The 20,317-nt window shown below is 69.7% G+C and carries 20 protein-coding genes and 2 tRNA genes; 9 read left to right on the top strand and 13 right to left on the bottom strand.

The window, feature by feature from the left end:
* The 3 genes from ACZ4MF_RS05150 to ACZ4MF_RS05140 all read right to left on the bottom strand — a co-directional run bounded on the left by ACZ4MF_RS05150 (position 1) and on the right by ACZ4MF_RS05140 (position 2,950).
* A complete protein-coding gene (locus ACZ4MF_RS05150; protein WP_356025951.1) occupies positions 1 to 807 on the bottom strand; it encodes a hypothetical protein in 807 nt (268 codons plus the stop codon).
* A 278-nt stretch (positions 808 to 1,085) separates the two neighbouring features.
* Positions 1,086 to 2,555: a DUF2252 domain-containing protein gene (locus ACZ4MF_RS05145; RefSeq protein WP_467490650.1), complete on the bottom strand. Its 1,470-nt coding sequence runs from the start codon at positions 2,553 to 2,555 to the stop codon at positions 1,086 to 1,088.
* A gap of 311 nt (positions 2,556 to 2,866) precedes the next feature.
* Positions 2,867 to 2,950, bottom strand: a tRNA-Leu gene (locus ACZ4MF_RS05140).
* A gap of 437 nt (positions 2,951 to 3,387) precedes the next feature.
* Between ACZ4MF_RS05140 and ACZ4MF_RS05135 the strand changes: the two genes are divergently transcribed.
* The 6 genes from ACZ4MF_RS05135 to pknB all read left to right on the top strand — a co-directional run bounded on the left by ACZ4MF_RS05135 (position 3,388) and on the right by pknB (position 11,547).
* Positions 3,388 to 4,233 carry an FhaA domain-containing protein gene (locus ACZ4MF_RS05135; RefSeq protein ID WP_467489911.1) on the top strand — a complete coding sequence of 282 codons (846 nt, stop codon included), beginning with the start codon at positions 3,388 to 3,390 and terminating at the stop codon, positions 4,231 to 4,233.
* A gap of 10 nt (positions 4,234 to 4,243) precedes the next feature.
* On the top strand, positions 4,244 to 4,762 hold the full coding sequence (locus ACZ4MF_RS05130) for an FHA domain-containing protein FhaB/FipA (RefSeq protein WP_467489909.1): 519 nt from the start codon (positions 4,244 to 4,246) through the stop codon (positions 4,760 to 4,762).
* 140 nt (positions 4,763 to 4,902) lie between these two features.
* On the top strand, positions 4,903 to 6,438 hold the full coding sequence (locus ACZ4MF_RS05125) for a Stp1/IreP family PP2C-type Ser/Thr phosphatase (protein WP_467489907.1): 1,536 nt from the start codon (positions 4,903 to 4,905) through the stop codon (positions 6,436 to 6,438).
* Positions 6,439 to 6,465: 27 nt separating this feature from the next.
* Complete coding sequence (locus ACZ4MF_RS05120; RefSeq protein WP_467489905.1) at positions 6,466 to 7,911, top strand: FtsW/RodA/SpoVE family cell cycle protein; 1,446 nt, start codon at positions 6,466 to 6,468, stop codon at positions 7,909 to 7,911.
* Entirely contained in the window at positions 7,908 to 9,386 is a 1,479-nt protein-coding gene (locus tag ACZ4MF_RS05115) for a peptidoglycan D,D-transpeptidase FtsI family protein (RefSeq protein WP_467489903.1), read from the top strand. The genes ACZ4MF_RS05120 and ACZ4MF_RS05115 overlap by 4 nt, the downstream gene beginning before the upstream one ends.
* A gap of 172 nt (positions 9,387 to 9,558) precedes the next feature.
* Positions 9,559 to 11,547, top strand: coding sequence for a Stk1 family PASTA domain-containing Ser/Thr kinase (gene pknB / locus ACZ4MF_RS05110; protein ID WP_467489901.1), 1,989 nt, complete (start codon positions 9,559 to 9,561; stop codon positions 11,545 to 11,547).
* A 67-nt stretch (positions 11,548 to 11,614) separates the two neighbouring features.
* Here pknB and ACZ4MF_RS05105 read toward each other — a convergent pair whose 3' ends face one another.
* The 6 genes from ACZ4MF_RS05105 to ACZ4MF_RS05080 all read right to left on the bottom strand — a co-directional run bounded on the left by ACZ4MF_RS05105 (position 11,615) and on the right by ACZ4MF_RS05080 (position 15,929).
* On the bottom strand, positions 11,615 to 12,379 hold the full coding sequence (locus ACZ4MF_RS05105; RefSeq protein ID WP_467489899.1) for a class E sortase: 765 nt from the start codon (positions 12,377 to 12,379) through the stop codon (positions 11,615 to 11,617).
* Positions 12,380 to 12,421: 42 nt separating this feature from the next.
* Complete coding sequence (locus ACZ4MF_RS05100; protein ID WP_467489897.1) at positions 12,422 to 13,516, bottom strand: class E sortase; 1,095 nt, start codon at positions 13,514 to 13,516, stop codon at positions 12,422 to 12,424.
* Positions 13,513 to 14,151, bottom strand: a complete 639-nt coding sequence (locus ACZ4MF_RS05095; RefSeq protein ID WP_467489895.1) for an aminodeoxychorismate/anthranilate synthase component II — start codon at positions 14,149 to 14,151, stop codon at positions 13,513 to 13,515. The genes ACZ4MF_RS05100 and ACZ4MF_RS05095 overlap by 4 nt, the downstream gene beginning before the upstream one ends.
* Complete coding sequence (locus ACZ4MF_RS05090) at positions 14,148 to 14,309, bottom strand: hypothetical protein (protein ID WP_467489893.1); 162 nt, start codon at positions 14,307 to 14,309, stop codon at positions 14,148 to 14,150. Before ACZ4MF_RS05090 ends, ACZ4MF_RS05095 begins: the two co-directional genes overlap by 4 nt.
* 73 nt (positions 14,310 to 14,382) lie before the next feature.
* Positions 14,383 to 15,090, bottom strand: coding sequence for a class E sortase (locus ACZ4MF_RS05085; RefSeq protein WP_467489891.1), 708 nt, complete (start codon positions 15,088 to 15,090; stop codon positions 14,383 to 14,385).
* A gap of 56 nt (positions 15,091 to 15,146) precedes the next feature.
* Positions 15,147 to 15,929, bottom strand: coding sequence for a DUF881 domain-containing protein (locus ACZ4MF_RS05080; protein ID WP_467489889.1), 783 nt, complete (start codon positions 15,927 to 15,929; stop codon positions 15,147 to 15,149).
* Positions 15,930 to 16,031: 102 nt separating this feature from the next.
* Here ACZ4MF_RS05080 and crgA point away from each other — a divergent pair, with 102 nt between their 5' ends.
* The gene (crgA, locus tag ACZ4MF_RS05075; protein ID WP_356025923.1) at positions 16,032 to 16,286 is read left to right on the top strand and encodes a cell division protein CrgA; all 255 of its coding nucleotides are present in this window, start codon (positions 16,032 to 16,034) and stop codon (positions 16,284 to 16,286) included.
* Between the two features lie 268 nt (positions 16,287 to 16,554).
* On the opposite strand, the gene ACZ4MF_RS05070 is transcribed toward crgA, so the two are convergent.
* The gene (locus tag ACZ4MF_RS05070) at positions 16,555 to 17,454 is read right to left on the bottom strand and encodes a rhomboid family intramembrane serine protease (RefSeq protein WP_467489887.1); all 900 of its coding nucleotides are present in this window, start codon (positions 17,452 to 17,454) and stop codon (positions 16,555 to 16,557) included.
* Positions 17,455 to 17,560: 106 nt separating this feature from the next.
* Positions 17,561 to 18,091, bottom strand: a complete 531-nt coding sequence (locus ACZ4MF_RS05065) for a peptidylprolyl isomerase (RefSeq protein ID WP_071374883.1) — start codon at positions 18,089 to 18,091, stop codon at positions 17,561 to 17,563.
* A 162-nt stretch (positions 18,092 to 18,253) separates the two neighbouring features.
* On the opposite strand from ACZ4MF_RS05065, the gene ACZ4MF_RS05060 reads away from it, so the two are divergent.
* Complete coding sequence (locus tag ACZ4MF_RS05060; RefSeq protein WP_467489885.1) at positions 18,254 to 18,952, top strand: DUF5324 family protein; 699 nt, start codon at positions 18,254 to 18,256, stop codon at positions 18,950 to 18,952.
* A 137-nt stretch (positions 18,953 to 19,089) separates the two neighbouring features.
* Here the strand turns inward: ACZ4MF_RS05060 and ACZ4MF_RS05055 are convergent, their stop codons facing one another.
* Both ACZ4MF_RS05055 and ACZ4MF_RS05050 read right to left on the bottom strand, forming a co-directional pair.
* Positions 19,090 to 19,233 carry a hypothetical protein gene (locus tag ACZ4MF_RS05055; RefSeq protein ID WP_467489883.1) on the bottom strand — a complete coding sequence of 48 codons (144 nt, stop codon included), beginning with the start codon at positions 19,231 to 19,233 and terminating at the stop codon, positions 19,090 to 19,092.
* A 204-nt stretch (positions 19,234 to 19,437) separates the two neighbouring features.
* Positions 19,438 to 19,510, bottom strand: a tRNA-Ala gene (locus tag ACZ4MF_RS05050).
* 181 nt (positions 19,511 to 19,691) lie between these two features.
* Between ACZ4MF_RS05050 and ACZ4MF_RS05045 the strand changes: the two genes are divergently transcribed.
* Positions 19,692 to 20,240 carry a helix-turn-helix domain-containing protein gene (locus tag ACZ4MF_RS05045; RefSeq protein ID WP_467489881.1) on the top strand — a complete coding sequence of 183 codons (549 nt, stop codon included), beginning with the start codon at positions 19,692 to 19,694 and terminating at the stop codon, positions 20,238 to 20,240.
* Positions 20,241 to 20,317: the final 77 nt, after the last annotated feature.

Here is a 20,317-nt window from a genome sequence, read left to right as displayed (position 1 = left end):
TCAGGCCTGGCCCAGCAGGGCGGCCAGTTCGCTCTCCCGTTGGGCGATGTCCGCGCGCAGCCGGCCGGCGATCTCCTCAAGCAGGGCGTCGGGGTCGTCCGGGGCCAGCCGCAGCATGCCGGCGATCGCACTCTCCTCCAGTTCACGGGCGACGTGGGTGAGCAGCTCCTTGCGCCGGGAGAGCCAGTCGAGGCGGGCGTACAGCTCCTCGGCGGCGCTCGGCAGGCGTTCGGGCGGCACGGGGCCGGCCGCCCACTCCTCGGCCAGTTCCCGCAGCAGCGCCTCGTCGCCGCGGGCGTACGCGGCGTTGACGCGGGTGAGGAATTCCTCACGCCGCTTCTGCTCCTCTTCCTCCTGGGCGAGGTCGGGATGTGCCTTGCGGGCCAGCTCGCGGTAGAGCTTGCGGGCCTCCTCGCTGGGCCGCACCCGCTCCGGGGGGCGTACGGCCTGGTCGGTGAGCATGGCGGTGGCCTCAGGGAACAGGCCGTGGCCGTCCATCCAGCCGTGCAGCAGCTCCTCCACGCCGGGGATCGGCAGGACGCGGGCGCGAGCCTCCTCGGCGCGGCGGATGTCCTCCGGGTCGCCGGTGCGGGCCGCCTTGGCCTCGGCGATCTCGGCGTCCAGCTCCTCGATGCGGGCGTAGAGGGGGCCGAGGCGCTGCTCGTGCAGCCGGGAGAAGTTCTCGACCTCGACGCGGAAGGTCTCCACGGCGATCTCGTACTCGATCAACGCCTGCTCGGCGGCCCGTACGGCCCGCTCAAGCCGTTCCTCGGGCCGGGGCGCCTCTTCGGCTTCCGGGGTCGTCATCCGACCAGAGTAGGTGGTGAGGATGCGGCATCCCGCCCTAGGGCTGAGGATCATGCGCCTGCTGCGGGTTCGTGGGGGACCCCACGCCCGCGCGGCGCAGCCTCAGCCGGCACGGACGCACGCCCCTTGCGGGCGCTGCCGCATATCGACACAGCCGTATGCCCGTCGACGGCGGCCACCGCACACCCACACAGCCCCACGCCCCACGCCTCTCGACGACCGCCACCGCACATCCGTACAGCCGGGCGTCCCTTGGGGCGCGGTCACACCGTCTCTGTTCACACCCCCGACTCGGCTGCGATCCGCCCCGCGCGGACCGCTGTCACCAGTGCCGCGTGGTCCGCCTCGGTGCGGTCGGCGTAGGTGACGGCGAACGCGGCGATCGCCTCGTCCAGTTCTGTGTTCTTGCCGCAGTAGCCGGCGATCAGCCGCGGGTCGGCGCTGTGGGAGTGGGCGCGGGCCAGGAGGGCGCCGGTCATGCGGCCGTAGTCGTCGATCTGGTCGGGGGCGAGGGCGGCGGGGTCGACGCTGCCCTTGCGGTTGCGGAACTGGCGGACCTGGAAGGGGCGGCCGTCGACGGTCGTCCAGCCGAGCAGGATGTCGCTGACCACCTGCATGTGTTTCTGGCCGAGGACCACCCGGCGTCCCTCGTGCTCCGCCGGTGGGGTCTCGAAGCCGGCGGTGGCGAGGTGCGGGACCAGGGCGGACGGGCGGGCCTCCTTCACCTGGAGCACCAGTGGCTGTTCGCGGTGGTCGAGGAGCAGGACGACGTAGGACCGGGTGCCGACGCTGCCGGTGCCGACGACCCGGAAGGCCACGTCGTGCACGGCGTGCCGGGCGAGCAGCGGGTGCCGGTCCTCGCTGAGGGTGTGGACGTAGTGCTCCAGGGAGGCGGCGACCGCGGCGGCCTCGGCGTCGGGGATCCGGCGCAGTACCGGTGCGGCGTCGATGAAGCGGCGTCCGCCGTCCTCGGCCACCTGGGTCGACTTGGCGGCGAACCGGCCGCTGGTGTTGGCCCGGGCCTTGTGCGAGACGCGCTGGAGGGTGCCGAGCAGATCGTGGGCGTCGGTGTGGGAGACCAACTCCTCGTCGGCGATGGCGTTCCAGGCGTCCAGCACCGGCAGTTTGGCGAGGAGGCGCATGGTGCGCCGGTAGGCGCCGACCGTGTCGCGTGCCGCGGAGCGGCAGGTGTCCTCGTCGGCGCCGGCTTCGCGTCCGGCGAGCACGAGGGAGGCGGCGAGCCGTTTCAGGTCCCACTCCCAGGGGCCGTGCACGGTCTCGTCGAAGTCGTTGAGGTCGATGACGAGGTCGCCGCGGGGGTCGCCGTACAGGCCGAAGTTGGCCGCGTGCGCGTCGCCGCATATCTGCGTGCCGATCCGGGTCATCGGTGTGCGGGCGAGGTCGTGGGCCATGAGTCCGGCCGAGCCGCGCAGGAAGGCGAACGGGGTGGCGGCCATGCGTCCGACGCGGAGCGGGGTCAGCTCCGGGATGCGGCCGGCGTTGGACTCGACGACCGCGGTGACCGCGTCGGGGCGGGCGGGGTCCAGGTCGAGGGTGCGGTGTGCGTCCCGCGGCACGCTCGTCCGCAGTGCCTTGCCCTCGTCCTTGGGCGAACCCTGCCGTGGCCATGCGGCGAAGCCGCGCACCCGGGGCAGCCGACGGCTCCCCCGCGCCACCGCGTGACCGCCCGTCTCCGCCTCCGCGCTCACACCCGCGTGACCGTCCGTCTCCGTGCCCGCGTCCGCCATCACTTCCACACCGGTCAACGCGACCGCCTCCCCCGAACACCGAACATCACGCCCGGACCGCAGAGCGAGCACTGGGCGCCGAACGATCCTCCGCACGAACATCAACTCGTGCAGACCGTACAGCCGGTGGCCATCACGCGTCAGACCCTGTGGATAACTCCCTGTGGACAACCGCGCCGTGGAGCGCGCGCCGTGGAGCACTCCGAGAAGAGAGCTTCCTCACACGACGCACACAAAATCAGGCAGCCGTACAACAGCCGTACATACGACTACGGGCCCATCGTTTTCACGATGGGCCCGTGGCCTCTGTGTGCGCGAGGGGGGAGTTGAACCCCCACGCCCTTGCGGGCACTGGAACCTGAATCCAGCGCGTCTGCCTATTCCGCCACCCGCGCATTGGGTGTGTCTTCCGGTTCCTTCCCTTTCGGGTCGGCCCCTTCCGACACCCAGAACATTAGCACGTCGTACGGGGCGGGTTCACATCCCTTCCCGCGGGCCCGGCCCACGCCCCTGACCACCGGTTCCTGCCCGCGTCGGCGTCCCGTCCACGCCCCGTACGCGCGCCGTCCGCGCCCCGTGCGGACCCCTTGCGCCCCGCGCGTCGTCGCACGTATCAGCGAGACCCGGTTCACGTATCAACCTCGTACCGGTACCCGCCGTCCGCCCAGGAGGCGGGCCGGGTCCACAGCCGGGTGCGGGACACTGGTCTGCGCGCGCCTCTACGATCCATGGCAGGAACCGGCTGATCGCCGGGCGCGTAGATACGATCAGTGAGCAGAGCGCAGTAGTACAGAGCACGGCAAGGAAACGGCAGGGACGGAGGAGGTGCCCCATGGGAGTCCTGAAGAAGTTCGAGCAGCGTCTCGAAGGCCTGGTGAACGGCACCTTCGCCAAGGTCTTCAAGTCCGAGGTCCAGCCCGTGGAGATCGCGGGCGCGCTCCAGCGTGAGTGCGACAACAACGCCACGATCTGGAACCGCGACCGGACCGTCGTACCGAACGACTTCATCGTGGAGCTGAGCGCGCCGGACTACGAGCGGCTCAGCCCCTACTCCGGGCAGCTCGGCGATGAGCTGGCCGGGATGGTGCGCGACTACGCCAAGCAGCAGCGCTACACCTTCATGGGACCGATCAAGGTCAATCTGGAGAAGGCCGAGGACCTCGACACGGGTCTGTACCGGGTGCGCAGCCGCACCCTCGCCTCCTCCAGCAGCCAGGCGGCCCCGCAGGCCCCGCAGGCGGCACCGGGCGCCGGTGGCCACGGAGGGCAGCCGGCCATGCCGGCCAGCGCGCCCCCGATGCCGTCGTCGCCGCCGCCCGGCGGTGCCCGCCCCGGCGGTTACGGCTACCCGCAGCCCGCCGGACAGCGGCCGGCGGCCGCTCCCGCGAGCGGCGGGCGCACCCGCTACTGGATCGAGATCAACGGCACCCGTCACCAGATCTCCCGCCCGACGCTGGTGCTGGGTCGCAGCACCGACGCCGACGTGCGGATCGACGATCCCGGCGTCTCCCGCCGGCACTGCGAGATCCGGACCGGAACGCCCTCGACGATCCAGGATCTCGGCTCCACCAACGGCATCGTGGTGGACGGGCAGCACACCACCCGCGCTACGCTCCGCGACGGCTCGCGGATCGTCGTGGGCAGCACCACCGTTATCTATAGGCAAGCCGAAGGGTGAAGCGGGGGCAATGTCAGAGCTGACCCTCACGGTCATGCGGCTGGGTTTCCTGGCCGTTCTGTGGCTGTTCGTGATCGTGGCCGTGCAGGTCATCCGCAGCGACCTGTTCGGTACGCGCGTCACCCAGCGCGGATCGCGTAGGGAGGCCGGGCGCCAGCAGCAGGCGCCCCGGCAGCAGGCCGCGCCGCCCCCGCCGCAGCGCGGCCAGCAGAGCGGCGGCAGGCGCGGGCGCGGCGCCCCCACCAAGCTGGTCGTGACGGAAGGCACACTGACCGGCACCACGGTCGCGCTGCAGGGCCAGACGATCACTCTGGGCCGGGCGCACGACTCCACGATCGTGCTGGACGACGACTACGCCTCCAGCCGTCATGCCAGGATCTACCCGGACCGCGACGGCCAGTGGATCGTCGAGGATCTCGGCTCCACCAACGGCACCTATCTGGACCGGTCCCGGCTGACGAGCCCCACACCGATCCCGCTGGGCGCGCCGATCCGCATCGGCAAGACCGTCATCGAGCTGCGGAAGTAGTGCTACGTCATGAGTGAGCGCGAGCGGAGCGAGCACGCAGCGGCAGGCCGCCACCCGGCCGCCGGCGCGCTCCCGACCGGAGGGTGGGCAGTGTGGCTCGACACGACCGGCTGTACCCGGAACCGACGGGCGAGGTGGGCATGAGTCTGTCACTGCGCTTTGCCGCCGGATCGCACAAGGGCATGATCCGGGAGGGCAACGAGGACTCCGGTTACGCGGGGCCCCGGCTGCTCGCGATCGCCGACGGCATGGGCGGCCAGGCGGCCGGTGAGGTCGCCTCCTCGGAGGTCATCTCCACCCTGGTCTCGCTCGACGACGACGTGCCCGGCTCCGACATCCTCACCTCGCTCGGCGTCGCCGTGCAGCGCGCCAACGACCAGCTGCGCGCCATGGTCGAGGAGGACCCCCAGCTGGAGGGCATGGGGACGACGCTGACCGCGCTCCTGTGGACCGGGCAGCGGCTCGGCCTGGTGCACGTCGGCGACTCCCGCGCCTATCTGCTGCGCGACGGGGTGCTGACCCAGATCACGCAGGACCACACCTGGGTGCAGCGGCTCGTGGACGAGGGCCGGATCACCGAGGAGGAGGCGACCACGCATCCGCAGCGCTCGCTGCTGATGCGCGCCCTCGGCAGCGCCGAGCACGTCGAGCCCGACCTGTCGATCCGCGAGGTCCGGGCCGGCGACCGCTACCTGATCTGTTCCGACGGGCTCTCCGGCGTCGTCTCCCACCAGACGATGGAGGAGACCCTCGCCAGCTACCAGGGCCCGCAGGAGACCGTGCAGGAGCTGATCCAGCTCGCGCTGCGCGGCGGCGGCCCCGACAACATCACGGTCATCATCGCGGACGTGCTGGACCTGGACACCGGCGACACCCTCGCCGGGCAGCTGTCCGACCAGCCGGTCGTGGTCGGCGCGGTCGCCGAGAACCAGCACCATCTGCACGACAACGGCATCATGCAGACCCCGGCCGGCCGCGCCTCCCACCTGGGCCGCCAGGGGCACGGCGGCGGCGAGTTCGGTCCGCCCGGCTCCGGCGACACCGACGGGTACGTCCCGTCGGGCGGCTTCGCCGACTACGCCGACGGCGACTTCACCAAGCCGCGCCGGCGCGGCTGGCTGAAGGGGACGCTGTACGGCGCCCTCGCGCTCGCCGTGATCGGCGGCGGCCTCTACGGCGGCTACCGCTGGACGCAGACGCAGTACTACGTCGGCACCAAGGACGAGCACGTGGCGCTGTACCGCGGCATCAGCCAGGATCTGGCCTGGGTGTCGCTGTCGAAGGTGGAGAAGGACCACCCCGAGATCGAACTCAAGTACCTGCCGCCGTACCAGCAGAAGCAGGTCAAGAACACGATCGCGGCGGGCGGTCTCCAGCAGGCCGAGACGAAGATCGAGGCGCTGTCGGTGCAGGCCTCCGCGTGCAGGAAGCAGGCGGAGCGCACGGCCGCGGAGTCGCAGAAGAACGCGAGGACGGGCCAGGGCCAGGCCGGGGGAACCACGGGAACCACCCGTACCTCCCTCGCGTCCAAGGCGACACCGACGCCGCACCCATCCGGTTCGACGTCGGCTTCGAAGAACCCTTCGAAGCCGCCGACCGCGTCCGCCACTCCCAACCCCGGCCCGAGCCTCTCCGAGGATGAGCAGAAGGTCGTCGATCAGTGCGGCAAGCAGTAACCCCGCCGCGAGAGGCCCTGTCACACGATGAGCAGTACGACTAACCCGCCGACGCATCACACGTCCACGATCGGCGCGATCGGCGCGCCGAGCCGCCGCAACACCGAGCTGGCCCTGCTGGTCTTCGCCGTGGTCATCCCGGTGTTCGCCTACGCCAACGTGGGTCTGGCCATCGACGGCAAGGTGCCCGCCGGGCTGCTGGCCTACGGCCTCGGCCTCGGTCTGCTGGCCGGTGTCGCCCACCTCGTCGTACGGAAGTTCGCGCCGTACGCCGACCCGCTGCTGCTGCCGCTGGCCACCCTGCTCAACGGGCTCGGCCTGGTGTGCATCTGGCGGCTGGACCAGTCCAAGCTGCTCCAGCAGATCCATGTCGCGGGCGGCAAGGCCACCAACCAGCTGCTGTACACGGCGATGGGCATCGCGCTGTTCGTCGTGGTGCTGATCTTCCTCAAGGACCACCGGGCGCTGCAGCGCTACACCTACATCTCGATGGTGGGCGCGCTGATCCTGCTGCTGCTGCCGCTGGTGCCGGGTCTGGGCGCGGACGTCTACGGTGCCAAGATCTGGATCTCGGTCGGCAGTTTCACCATCCAGCCCGGTGAGTTCGCCAAGCTCGTGCTGGCGGTGTTCTTCGCCGGCTATCTGATGGTGAAGCGGGACGCACTGGCGCTGGCGAGCCGCCGTTTCATGGGGATGTACCTGCCGCGCGGCCGTGACCTCGGGCCAATCCTCGTCGTCTGGGCGATCTCGATCCTCATCCTGGTCTTCGAGACCGACCTCGGTACGTCGCTGCTGTTCTTCGGCATGTTCGTGATCATGCTGTACGTCGCCACCGAGCGGACCAGCTGGATCGTCTTCGGTCTGCTGATGTCGGCGGTCGGCGCCGTCGGCGTGGCGAGCTTCGAGCCGCACATCAAGGTGCGTGTGCAGGCCTGGCTGGACCCGATGCACGAGTACGTGCTCAGCCGCACCCCGGGCGTCACCGGTGTCCACTCCGACCAGCTGCAGCAGGCGCTGTGGGCGTTCGGCTCGGGCGGCACCCTGGGCACCGGCTGGGGCCAGGGCCACTCGGAGCTGATCCGGTTCGCCGCCAACTCGGACTTCATCCTCGCCACCTTCGGCGAGGAGCTGGGGCTCGCGGGCATCATGGCGCTCCTGCTGGTCTACGGTCTGATCGCCGAGCGTGGCATCCGTACCGCCCTGGCCGCCCGCGACCCGTTCGGCAAGCTGCTCGCCGTCGGCCTGTCCGGCGGCTTCGCGCTCCAGGTCTTCGTCGTGGCCGGCGGTGTGATGGGTCTCATCCCGCTGACCGGTATGACGATGCCGTTCCTCGCCTACGGTGGTTCCTCCGTGATCGCGAACTGGGCGCTGATCGGCGTCCTGATCCGGATCAGCGACACCGCGCGCCGCCCGGCGCCCGCCCCCGCCGCCAACCCCGACGCCGAGATGACCCAGGTGGTCCGCCCGTCATGAACAAGCCCCTGCGCCGGATCGCGATCTTCTGCGGCATCCTCGTGATGGCCCTGCTGCTCCGCGACAACTGGCTCCAGTACGTCCAGGCCGACTCCCTGCGCACCAACACGAACAACCGCCGTGTCGCCATCGAGCGGTACGCCTCCCCGCGCGGCGACATCGTCGTCGACGGCAACCCCATAACGGGCTCCGCCGAGGCCAAGCACGGCGACTTCAAGTACAAGCGGACCTACAAGGACGGGCCCATGTGGGCCCCGGTCACCGGCTACTCCTCGCAGGCCTTCGGCAGCACCCAGCTGGAGAGCATCGACGACGGCATCCTCAGCGGCACCGACGACCGGCTCTTCTTCCGCAACACCCTGGACATGATCACGGGCAAGCAGAAGCAGGGCGGCAACGTCGTCACCACGCTGAACCAGGCCGCGCAGAAGGCCGCGTTCGACGGTCTGAAGGCGCAGGGCGGCAAGGGCGCGGTCGTCGCGCTGGAGCCGTCCACCGGCAAGATCCTGGCGCTGGCCTCCTACCCGTCGTACGACCCGTCGTCCTTCGCGGGCAACAGCACGGACGTCGACTCCAAGAACTGGACCAAGCTCCAGAAGAGCAACGACCCGGCCGACCCGATGCTGAACCGGGCGCTGCGCGAGACGTACCCGCCGGGCTCCACCTTCAAGGTGGTCACGGCGGCGGCCGCGCTGGAGAACGGGCTGTACACCTCGGCCGACACCGCGACGAACTCGCCGCTGCCGTGGATCATGCCGGGCACGACGACGCCGCTGAAGAACGAGGGCAACATCCCCTGCAAGAACGCCACGTTGCGGGCCGCCCTGCAGTACTCGTGCAACTCGGTCTTCGGCAAGATCGGTGCCGACCTCGGCAACGCCAAGATGCTGGAGGAGGCGAAGAAGTTCGGCTTCGACTCCCCGCAGGACACGCCGGTCCGCGCCTACCCCTCGGTGTTCTCCGACAAGATGAACTCGTCGCAGACGGCGCTGTCCTCCATCGGCCAGTTCAACACCGCGGCGACCCCGCTGCAGATGGCGATGGTCGCCTCGGCGGTCGCCAACGACGGCAAGCTGATGAAGCCGTACATGGTGGACAAGCTCCAGTCGTCCAACCTGGACACGCTCTCGCAGACCCAGCCGCAGGAGCTGAGCCAGCCGCTGTCCTCGAAGAACGCGCAGATTCTCCAGGACATGATGAAGACGGTGGTCGAGCAGGGCACCGGTACGAACGCGAAGATCAACGGCATCACGGTCGGCGGCAAGACCGGTACCGCGCAGCACGGTGTGGCGAACAGCGCCAACCCGTACGCGTGGTTCATCTCCTTCGCCAAGATGCCCGACGGCAGCTCGCCGGTGGCGGTGGCCGTGGTCATCGAGGACAACAGCGCCAACCGCGACGACATCTCCGGCGGCGGTCTGGCCGCGCCGATCGCCAAGAACGTCATGCAGGCGGTCATCCAGTCGAAGAAGTGACCCCCATCACGTCTTCTTCACAACGTTGCACGTTGCGATACCGGTCCTGTATCGGGTTCCGGGCTTGGCCAGGTCACACAAAGCGAGCCGGGTACGGTAGGCCCGGACGGCAGCCTCCGGCGGCGCACGGACGTGCGCGGCCGGGACCGACGGAGAGGGCTGGTAGGTAGCTATGGAAGAGCCGCGTCGCCTCGGCGGCCGGTACGAACTGGGCCAGGTGCTCGGTCGTGGTGGCATGGCGGAGGTCTACCTCGCGCATGACACCCGCCTCGGCCGCACCGTGGCAGTGAAGACCTTGCGCGCCGACCTGGCACGCGACCCTTCCTTCCAGGCCCGGTTCCGCCGGGAGGCCCAGTCGGCCGCCTCGCTCAACCATCCCGCGATCGTCGCGGTCTACGACACGGGCGAGGACTACATCGACGGGGTCTCGATCCCGTACATCGTGATGGAGTACGTCGACGGCTCCACGCTCCGTGAGCTTCTTCACTCCGGCCGCAAGCTCCTGCCGGAGCGGGCGATGGAGATGACCGTCGGCATCCTCCAGGGCCTGGAGTACGCCCACCGCAACGGCATCGTGCACCGTGACATCAAGCCGGCGAACGTCATGCTGACGCGCAACGGCCAGGTCAAGGTGATGGACTTCGGCATCGCCCGCGCCATGGGCGACTCCGGAATGACGATGACGCAGACGGCGGCGGTCATCGGCACGGCCCAGTACCTCTCGCCGGAGCAGGCGAAGGGCGAGCAGGTCGACGCCCGCTCGGACCTCTATTCGACCGGTTGTCTCCTCTACGAGCTGCTGACGGTACGGCCGCCGTTCGTCGGCGACTCCCCGGTGGCCGTGGCCTACCAGCATGTGCGCGAGGAGCCGCAGTCGCCGTCGGTCTTCGACCCCGAGATCACGCCCGAGATGGACGCGATCGTCCTGAAGGCGCTGGTCAAGGACCCGAACTACCGCTACCAGTCGGCCGACGAAATGCGCGTCGACATCGAGGCGTGCCTCGACGGCCAGCCGGTCGGAGCGACGGCCGCACTGGGCGCGGTGGGCTACGGCGGCTACGGCGACGACCAGGCGACCACTGCCCTGCGCCCGGACGCCGGCGGGCCCGCGGGGGCGACGACCATGCTCCCGCCGATGAGCCCGGACGACGGCGGCTACGGCTACGACGACTCCCCGGGCCGGCGGCGCCAGCAGCCGAAGAAGTCCCACACCTCCACGGTCCTCCTGGTCGTCGCGGGCGTGCTCGTCCTGGTCGGCGCGATTTTGATCGGCAAGTGGGCGTTCAGCGGGAAGTCCGCCGACACCTTCGACGCCCCGAACTTCGTCGGCTCCACCTACGCCGACGCCCAGAAGATGGCGGTCAACTCCGACCTGAAACTGGGCCCGCCCACCCGCAAGCCCTGCGACAACCAGCCGAAGAACTCGGTCTGCTCCCAGGACCCGACGGCGGGCTCCCAGGTGAAGAAGGGCGACACGATCACACTGGTGGTGTCGACGGGGGCGCCGAAGGTGGCGGTGCCCAGCGTCCTCGGCAAGACCTTCGAGGACGCCAAGTCGCTCCTGGAGGGCGACCAGTACAAGTTCAACGTCGAGCGGAAGGACCGGGTCTCGTCGGAGCAGCCGGGTACGGTCCTGGACCAGGACCCGACGCTCGGCAACGAGGTCCAGAAGGGCTCCACGATCACCCTCACCGTCGCCAAGGCGGAGGAGAAGGTGGCCATCCCGGGCGACCTGGTCGGCAAGTCCTGTGACGACGCGAAGAGCGAGCTGACCCAGCTGGGCCTGGCACCGAGCTGCAACGACAGCCCGACCACCGACCAGACCCAGGACGGCAAGGTCCTCTCGACCAACCCGGCGGCGGGCACACAGGTCGTCAAGAACACCGGCGTGGTGATCAACGTCGGCAAGTTCCAGGGTCAGCAGCAGGGACAGGTGCCGAACGTCACCGGTCAGAAGCTGTCGGACGCGAGGAAGATCCTCCAGCAGAGCGGCTTCACGGACATCCAGGTCAACGGCGCCAACGACGACAACGCCCGGGTCCTCGGCCAGTCGCCGGCCCAGGGCACCCAGGCTCCGACCAACACCCAGATCGTGCTGACCACCATCGACGTCGGCGGCGGCAACGGCAACGGCGGCATCTTCGGCGGCAACAACGGCTGACCGGCACCGCCGCGCTCACCGCGAAGGCCCCGCAGCTCTCCGAGGAGCTGCGGGGCCTTCGTCGCGCTCAGCCCCGCAGTTCCGCCGGCGGCGTCCGCTCGCTGTCCACCTTCTGCACCCGGACCAGTTCGCCCCACACCACGTACCGGTACTCCGAGGTGTACACGGGGGTGCAGGTCGTCAGGGTGATGTAGTGGCCCGGCCCGGTCTTGCCGGACTCCTTCGGGATCTGGGAGATGACCTTGACGTTGTACTTCGAGGTCTCGGGGAGGATCGAGTAGACCTTGTAGACGTACCAGTCGTCCCGGGTCTCGAAGACGATCGGGTCGCCCTTCTTCAGCTTGTCGATGTTGTGGAACTTCGCGCCGTGGCCGTCCCGGTGCGCGGCGAGGGTGAGGTTGCCGTCCTTGCCGGTCATGGGCAGCGCGGCCTTGACCGGGTCGGTGTAGTAGCCGGCCACGCCGTCGTTGAGGACATCGGTGCCGGTGCCCTTCTCGACCAGCACCTCGCCGTTCTTCATCGCGGGCACATGCAGGAAGCCGATGCCGTCCTTGGTGTCCAGCGCGCCGGGGCCGGAGTCCTTCGCCCCCTGGGACTGCGCCCAGTGCTGACGTACCTTGTCGGCCTGTTTCTCCGCTTTGCGGTCCGCTATCACGTTCGTCCACCACAGGGAGTAGACGACGAACAGGGCGAGCAACAGCCCCGCGGTGATGAGGAGTTCACCGAAGACGCTGACCGCCGTCGCGATCCGTCCGGGACGCCGGCGGCGCGCGGCGGGCTCCGGCTCGGACGCGTCCGTGTGTTCTTCGGTCTCGTCGGCGGTCGCTGCCACTGTTCCCTCTGCCCCTGTGTGATGAACCCTGCTCGATGAGCCCTACTCGATGAGCGCGTCCGGCTTGCCCTCGCTGCGCGGGCGTTCCTGGACCATCTTGCCCCAGACGATCAGCCGGTACTTGCTGGTGAACTCCGGCGTGCAGGTGGTGAGGGTGATGTAGCGGCCGGGCCGCGTGAAACCGGAGCCCCTCGGGATCGGGTCCAGCACACTGGTGTTGGACGGCGAGGTCACCGGAAGCGTCGACGTCACCTTGTACACGTAGTACGTGTCCTGCGTCTCGACCACGACCGCGTCGCCGGCCACGAGCCTGTTGATGTACCGGAACGGTTCGCCATGGGTGTTGCGATGCGCCGCGAGCCCGAAGTTGCCCGTCTTGGCGTCGGGCATCGCCGTCTTCAGCGGCGCCTCGCCGTAGTGTCCGACCATGCCCTTGTCGAGCACCTTCGCGTTGCTGACGCCCTCCGCGATCGGCGCCACCACGTCCAGCTTGGGAATGTGCAGGATGGCGAAGCCCTGGCCCGGCGCGAAGACGCCCGGGTTGCGCTTGCCGCTCGCCCAGTCGTCCTGGAGCTGGTGCGCCTCGCTGCCGGCCTGCGCGTGCGCGCGGACGTTGGTCCACCACAGCTGGTAGGTGACGAACAGCAGCATCAGCACACCGGTGGTGATGAACACCTCGCCGATCGCCCGGCTCGCGATCACGCCCGGGGACGGCTTGCGCAGCCGCGCCTGCCGCCGGGCCTCCACCCGGGACAGCGGCCGGTCCGGCTCCTCCGGCGGCGCCGTGGCGGACGCGCTCTCCCGCCCGCCCCCGTGCCGGCCGCCGCCACGCCCCCCGCCACGGCGCTTGGCGGCCTTCCTGCGGGCCGCACGCCCTCCGGCCGCGACTGCGGACACGGCAGGGGCTGAAGAGGCCGCAGAGCCGCGTACAGGCCCGCCCTGCCGGCCCGACAGCGGATCGAGGGCCGGATCGGGTACCCGCAGCGCCATCGTCTCGTCGTCGAGGGGGTCGCGGTACGGCTCCCCGTAGGGCTCCTGCGCCACCTGCCCAGCCCACGACCCGAGCGCACCGGAAGCCTCGTACGACTGATCCCCGTACGAGGCATCGGTCTCGCGCTCCGGGCGCAGGGCGGTCACGCCGTGGCCCTGCCCACCACCGGGGCGAGCCCCGCCGACCTCGCCACGGCACCCTGGTCGCCGCACTCCACCAGCCAGTTGGCCAGCATCCGGTGCCCGTGCTCGGTGAGCACCGACTCGGGATGGAACTGCACGCCCTCGACCGGGAGTTCACGGTGGCGCAGGCCCATGATGATGCCGTCGTGGGTGCGGGCGGTCACCTCCAGCTCGGCCGGGACCGTGTCCGGCTCGGCGGCCAGCGAGTGGTACCGGGTCGCCGTGAAGGGGGAGGGCAGGCCCGCGAAGACGCCCTTGCCCCCGTGCTCGACCAGCGAGGTCTTGCCGTGCAGCAGCTCGGGCGCCCGGTCCACGACACCGCCGTAGGCCACCTGCATCGACTGCATGCCGAGGCAGACGCCGAAGACGGGCACACCGGTGGCCGCGCAGTGGCGGACCATGTCGACGCACACCCCGGCCTGCTCCGGCGTGCCCGGGCCGGGCGAGAGCAGCACGCCGTCGAAACCGTCCTGGGCGTGCGAGGTCGACACCTCGTCGTTGCGCAGCACCTCGCACTCGGCACCCAGCTGGTACAGGTACTGGACGAGGTTGAAGACGAAGCTGTCGTAGTTGTCGACGACGAGAATCCGCGCACTCACTGGTTGTTCACCGTCACATCGTTGAAAGGCAGCAGCGGTTCGGCCCAGGGGAAGACGTACTGGAAGAGGACGTAGACCACGGCCAGAACCAGTACGAGCGAGACGAGCGCCTTCATCCACGCGTTCCCCGGCAGATGCCGCCAGATCCAGCCGTACATGCCGTTCCTTGCCGTCCCTTCCGAGTCCCTACGGCACCTGACGCACGCCGTAACGCCACCAGACTAACGGCGACTACCGGCGCAGGGCCGCCGGTTCGCCCGCCTCCACGGACTGCGTGGAATCCAGGTGCGCCCAGACGATCAGCCGGTGGCTGTGCCCCCATTCCGGATCACAGGTGGTCAGCGTCAGATACCGGCCCGGACGCGTGTAACCCGACGTACGTGGCACAGGGTCGATCACCTCGACGTCCGTCGGCACGGTTTTGTAGGGCCCTTTGTCGATCCGATACGTGAACCAGGTCGTCCCGTCCGTGAGCACCACCGCGTCGCCCGGCCGCAGCTTCGGAAAGTCCAGGAACGGGTCGCCGTAGGTGCGCCGGTGGCCGGCCACCGCGAAGTTGCCCTCCTGGCCGAGCTGAGCGGTGCCCCGGTAGTGGGCGAGCCCCTTGGCCAGCACGTCCCGGCCGGTGCCCTCCGCCACGGGCTTGTTCCACGTGAAACCGAACCGCGGGATGTACATGATCGCGAACGGCTCGCCGTAGTGGTGCGGCGCCGGGTCCGACACGGTCACCGTCGTCGTGGTCGTCGTGCCGTCACCCGAGGTGTGCACCGCCGGCTGCACACTCCCCTTCGACCACTGCCGGTGCAACTGGTCGATCTGGTCGCTCATGGCGCCGTCGGCCCGCACGCCCGTCCAGAACAGGATGTAGGCGACGAAGAGGACGATCAGGGCGCCCACGGTGATGCACAGTTCGCTGAAGGTCCTGACGATCACACGCACCGGCGCCTCCGGGACGGGCGGCTGACGGACGGCTGCTGCCCGTGCTGGTGCTACCGCTACTGCACGGGCTTCGCGTAGTGCAGATCCACTGTGCCCGAGTAGCCGGGAAGAGTCACCGTCCCGTCGTCGGTGACTTTCCAGCCGAGGCCGTAGACGTTGACGTACACCATGTAGGTCTGGATCGCCTTGCTCGCGGCGAGCGCCTGCTGGAGCCTGCCCGGGTCCCCGACGGCCGTGATCTTGTACGGCGGTGAGTAGACGCGGCCCTGGAGGATCAGGGTGTTGCCGACACAGCGCACGGCGCTGGTGGAGATCAGCCGCTGGTCCATGACCTTGATGCCGGTCGCACCGCCCTGCCACAGGGCGTTCACCACGGCCTGGAGGTCCTGCTGGTGGATGACCAGGTAGTCGGGCTGGGGCGCGGGGTAGCCGGGAAGCTTGGCGGTGGCGTTGGGCGGGGCGTCGTTGAGGGTGACGGAGAGACCGTGGCCGGTGAGCGGCTGGGTCCCGGCGCTCGACTCCAGGCCGCTGAGCTCGCGGTCCTGGGCCCTGCTGGTGCCGCCGTCGCTCTTGGCGAGGGACTCGACGCTCTCGCGCAGGGTCGCGTTGGACTCGTCCAGGCCCTTGTTCTTGCGGCTGCGCTGCTGGATCAGGTCGGACAGCTTCAGCAGGGAACCGTCCTGGCGGATGTCGGTGCCCTTGGCCGTGTCGAAGCTGGTGAAGAAGATGAGCCCCGCGAGAGCGAAGACAGCGGCCGTGAGCACGCGCACCGGACGCGGTCGGCGTCCCGTGCCCGAACCCGTTGATCCCGTCCCGGGGGAGTCGGCAGAATTGCTCAACGTACCCTTGTCTCTTTCGGCGCCACGGAAGCACTACGCTAACGGACGCGCCCGACCCAGTTACCTGCGCGGCCACGCAGCGCATCGACAGGAGAGACCCTCGTGCCGAAGTCACGTATCCGCAAGAAGGCCGACTTCACGCCGCCGCCGGCGAAGCAGGCACAGGCGATCAAGCTGGGCAGCCGAGGCTGGGTCGCCCCGGTCATGCTGGCCATGTTCGTGATCGGCCTGGCCTGGATCGTCGTCTTCTACGTGACCGACGGCTCGCTGCCCATCAACGCCCTGGGCAACTGGAACATCGTGGTCGGCTTCGGCTTCATCGCCGCCGGCTTCGGTGTCTCCACGCAGTGGAAGTAACGCTCCCGTAGCTCTCCCCAGGGCTGTCCACTGAGTTATCCACAGGCGTTGTCCACATGGGGAAAAGAACGACGATCTGTGGATAACCCATCGAGCGTTGACGCCGGTATGACTGCCCCGGCGACTCCCATACACCAGTTCGCCCCCTGTCCGACCTGCGGAAACCCATCCGAGCGACAGGGGGCACAGCTGTGCCCGCACGCGGTGCACAAGATCCGGCACACGCTGTGGACAACGGTTCGGTATCAGGTTCGCCGGCAGGTCCGGATCAGGTGAGCTGAGCGGTCCTGATCAGGGTGAGCACCACCACGGCGACGAGGACGACCGCACAGGCGCCGTACTGGATCAGGGTCCGCTTCTCGCGCGGGGCGTGGACCATGGCGTAGCCGACGGCGACACCGGCGACCAGACCGCCGATGTGGGCCTGCCAGGCGATGTTGAAGCCCGGGGTGAAGGTGATGACCAGGTTGATCACCAGCAGGGCGACGAGCGGGCGCAGGTCGTAGTTGAGGCGGCGCATCAGTACGCCGGTCGCGCCGAAGAGGCCGAAGATCGCCCCGGAGGCGCCCAGCGAGGGCGCGTTGGGCGCGGCGAGCAGATAGGTGAGCGCGCTGCCGGCCAGGCCCGAGACCAGGTACAGGGAGATGTAGCGGGCTCGGCCCAGGGCCGCTTCGAGGGGGCCGCCGATCCACCACAGGCTGAGCATGTTGAACAGGATGTGGGTGAAGTTGGTCGGCGAGTGCAGGAACATCGCGGTGAGCAGGCGGTAGTACTGCCCCTCGGCGACGCCCTCCATGGGGCCGAACTGGAAGTACTGGGCCCGGCCGATCAGCTCGAAGTGCTCGGTGACCGTGTCGCCGATGGCCTGCTGTGCCAGGAAGACGGCGACGTTGATGCCGATCAGCAGCTTGGTGAGCAGCCGGGGGTCGGCCGTCATCGTGCCGCCGGCGATGGTGCGCGGGGCGGACGCTTGCGGAGCGTGCCCGGTGCCGGAGCCGCCGCGCACGCATTCGGGGCACTGGAAGCCGACCGAGGCGCTGATCATGCACTCGGGGCAGATGGGTCGGTCGCAGCGGGTGCAGCGCACGCCGGTCTCGCGGTCCGGGTGCCGGTAGCACACGGGCACGCCGTGGTCGGCGCCCTGCGTGCTGCCTTCGGCCTGGTCCATCGGTTCCCCTTGCTCGTCGTAGGCCTGCGCCCGGCAATGCCCCGCCCCGCTCACCCTTGGTACGGACGAGCGGGGCGTTTGGTTCCCCACGAGGGGACGGCCTTGATCAGGCTTCGCGCGTCTCGATGACGACGGACTCGATGACGACGTCGTCGGCCGGACGGTCGTTGCGACCGGTCTTGACGTCCGCGATGGCCTGGACGACGGCCTGGCTGGCCTTGTCCGTGACCTCACCGAAGATGGTGTGCTTGCGAGTCAGCCATGCCGTCGGGGAGACGGTGATGAAGAACTGCGAGCCGTTGGTGCCCGGGCCGGCGTTGGCCATGGCCAGCAGGAACGGCCGGTCGAAGGACAGGTCCGGGTGGAACTCGTCCGCGAACTGGTAGCCGGGGCCGCCTATGCCGCTGCCCAGCGGGTCACCGCCCTGGATCATGAAACCGCTGATGACGCGGTGGAAGATCGTGCCGTCGTAGAGCGGCTTGGTGCTCTTCTCCCCGGTCTTGGGGTGCTTCCACTCGCGCTCACCCTTGGCCAGCTCGACGAAGTTGCGGACCGTCGCGGGGGCGTGGTTCGGGAAAAGCTGGACCTCGATGTCGCCGCGATTGGTCTTCAGGGTGGCGTACAGCTGCTCAGCCACGATCTGCCTTCCGTTGTCTTCGTGTGACCCCCAGATCCTCGCACGACCCTGCGGTGGGCACCCATATGCCCGCCCTCGCATGCCGGGCAGGCCGTTGGCAGGCATGATCCGTAAAAGGGTGGAAAGTCGAAATACCGTACGCCACCGATGGAGGAGGATCCCGTGACCCGCATCGACAGCGTGCGCGCCGCGACCGGCTCGGCGAAGGACAGCGTGCTGCACGCCGCGGAAGTGGTGGCGCCCTACGCCGACACGGCCAAGGAGCGTGCCGCGCTCTACGCCCATGAGGCGCGCGTACGGCTGGCGCCAGTGATGTCGCAGGCCGCCGAACAGGCCCGTGTCCAGTACGACGCCCGGCTCGCCCCGCGTCTGGAGCAGGCCCGTGCGCATGTGCCGCCGAAGGTGGACCTGGCCGCGCAGGAGGCCGCCGTCCGCACCCGCAAGGCCGCCCGGCAGGCCGCCGAGTACTCGCGCCCGAGGATCGAGCAGGCCGTGGCCGCGGCCGGCCCGGTGTACGACGAGGCCGCTGCCCGGGGCGCCGCCGCCTTGGCCGCGCTGCGCGGGCAGGTCTCGGCCGAGGACATCCACAAGCTGGCCCGCAGGAACGCGCGCCGCTGCCGGGGTGCCCGTGCCCTCAAGGGGCTGGCCGTGCTGGCCCTGCTGGCCGGTGGCGCCTTCGCGGCGTGGAAGTGGTGGGACAAGCAGGCGAACCCGGACTGGCTGGTCGAACCGCCGGCCGCGACGGAGGTCCCCGAACCGGTCCACCTCACCTCGGTGGACAACGACGGTTCCGCCCTGGACCCCGAGGTCCGCGCCAAGCAGGCCGACGAGGACAAGGGGAACGGGGAGGACCACGACTAGCCCGCCCCCGCCGTAGCGGGCCGTGCGACGGGTGAGCCGTACGCTCGCCGTCCCACGGCCCGTTTCACGTGAAACCACGGCGGGAGACACCCGGCGCCGGCGGAACAAGGCGACCGGCAGCGGGAGTTCGCACCGGCTTAGGCGACGACCACGAACGGGATGCCGACGGCGAACGGGCGCTCGGCGGACAGCCGCAAGGAGACCAACAGCATCACCAGGAGGAGCGGCGCCACCGTGAGCACCGCGGGACCGCGCTGGGGGCGGCACCTGCTCTCCGGCATCGGCCTCCCCTGTCCGACTCCGCGCGGCAGCCACCGGCTCACCGGTCGACGGGTGCCGGCCGCCGGGTGCCCGGCCTGTGGCTCGCGGGTAGGCAGCGGCCGCATCGCCCGGGCCACTGACGACACGGCACCGGACGACTGCCGCGGGGGACGAAAAATGCCCCCTGAAACCGCGTTTCCGCAGATCAGAGGGCACTTACCGAGTGGAGCCTAGGGGAGTCGAACCCCTGACATCCGCCATGCAAAGACGGCGCTCTACCAACTGAGCTAAGGCCCCGGAAAGCAGCGACCGGCCGGAGCAGTGCTGCCCGGCGGGTGCCGCAGACCAGAGTACCGGGTCACCCCCGGGTTCCCGCAAAAAGATTGGGGGTCCCCGCGCATGACCACGCTCCGTAAGATGCTCGGCGTGGTTCGCTACAGCGAACCGCGGTATTCAGGGGAAGCGATGGGGAGACGCAATGGACGCCGCACAGCAGGAAGCCACCGCGAGAGCGCGGGAGCTCCAGCGGAACTGGTACGGAGAGCCGTTGGGGGCGCTCTTCCGTAAGCTCATCGACGATCTCGGCCTCAACCAGGCCCGTCTCGCGGCGGTCCTCGGCCTGTCCGCTCCGATGCTGTCGCAGCTGATGAGCGGCCAGCGGGCCAAGATCGGCAATCCTGCTGTGGTCCAGCGGGTGCAGATGTTGCAGGACCTGGCGGCCCAGGTCGCCGACGGCAGCGTCAGCGCCGCCGAGGCGACCGACCGCATGGAAGAGATCAAGAAGTCGCAGGGGGGCTCCGTGCTCAGCAACACCGCCCAGACCACGAGCGGTTCGGGTGCGCCGACGGTCAAGCGGGTGGTCCGCGAGATCCAGTCGCTGCTGCGCTCGGTGGCCGCCGCCGGCGACATCATCGACGCCGCGGACAGCCTCGCCCCGGCCCACCCCGAACTCGCCGAGTTCCTCCGTGTCTACGGCGCCGGCCGCACCTCCGACGCCGTCGCCCACTACCAGTCCCACCAGAACTGAGCCGCGGGCACAGAGACGGGCGGGGCGGGGGATAGCGGGAGCGACAGGGGGGTAGTGGGGGCGTAACACCGGGTGGG

This window comes from Streptomyces sp. NPDC025793, assembly GCF_055558375.1.
Note: the sequence above shows the minus strand (reverse complement) of the source record. Positions and strands in the feature narration are given on the sequence as shown.

Coding starts and splice junctions, on each gene's coding strand:
- ACZ4MF_RS05045 (WP_467489881.1), top strand. CDS start 19,692: ATGGACGCCGCACAGCAGGAAGCCACCGCGAGAGCGCGGGAGCTCCAG.
- pknB (WP_467489901.1), top strand. CDS start 9,559: ATGGAAGAGCCGCGTCGCCTCGGCGGCCGGTACGAACTGGGCCAGGTG.
- ACZ4MF_RS05150 (WP_356025951.1), bottom strand. CDS start 807: ATGACGACCCCGGAAGCCGAAGAGGCGCCCCGGCCCGAGGAACGGCTT.
- ACZ4MF_RS05145 (WP_467490650.1), bottom strand. CDS start 2,555: ATGGCGGACGCGGGCACGGAGACGGACGGTCACGCGGGTGTGAGCGCG.
- ACZ4MF_RS05130 (WP_467489909.1), top strand. CDS start 4,244: ATGTCAGAGCTGACCCTCACGGTCATGCGGCTGGGTTTCCTGGCCGTT.
- ACZ4MF_RS05125 (WP_467489907.1), top strand. CDS start 4,903: ATGAGTCTGTCACTGCGCTTTGCCGCCGGATCGCACAAGGGCATGATC.
- ACZ4MF_RS05090 (WP_467489893.1), bottom strand. CDS start 14,309: ATGTACGGCTGGATCTGGCGGCATCTGCCGGGGAACGCGTGGATGAAG.
- ACZ4MF_RS05115 (WP_467489903.1), top strand. CDS start 7,908: ATGAACAAGCCCCTGCGCCGGATCGCGATCTTCTGCGGCATCCTCGTG.
- ACZ4MF_RS05120 (WP_467489905.1), top strand. CDS start 6,466: ATGAGCAGTACGACTAACCCGCCGACGCATCACACGTCCACGATCGGC.
- ACZ4MF_RS05055 (WP_467489883.1), bottom strand. CDS start 19,233: ATGCCGGAGAGCAGGTGCCGCCCCCAGCGCGGTCCCGCGGTGCTCACG.
- ACZ4MF_RS05135 (WP_467489911.1), top strand. CDS start 3,388: ATGGGAGTCCTGAAGAAGTTCGAGCAGCGTCTCGAAGGCCTGGTGAAC.
- ACZ4MF_RS05070 (WP_467489887.1), bottom strand. CDS start 17,454: ATGGACCAGGCCGAAGGCAGCACGCAGGGCGCCGACCACGGCGTGCCC.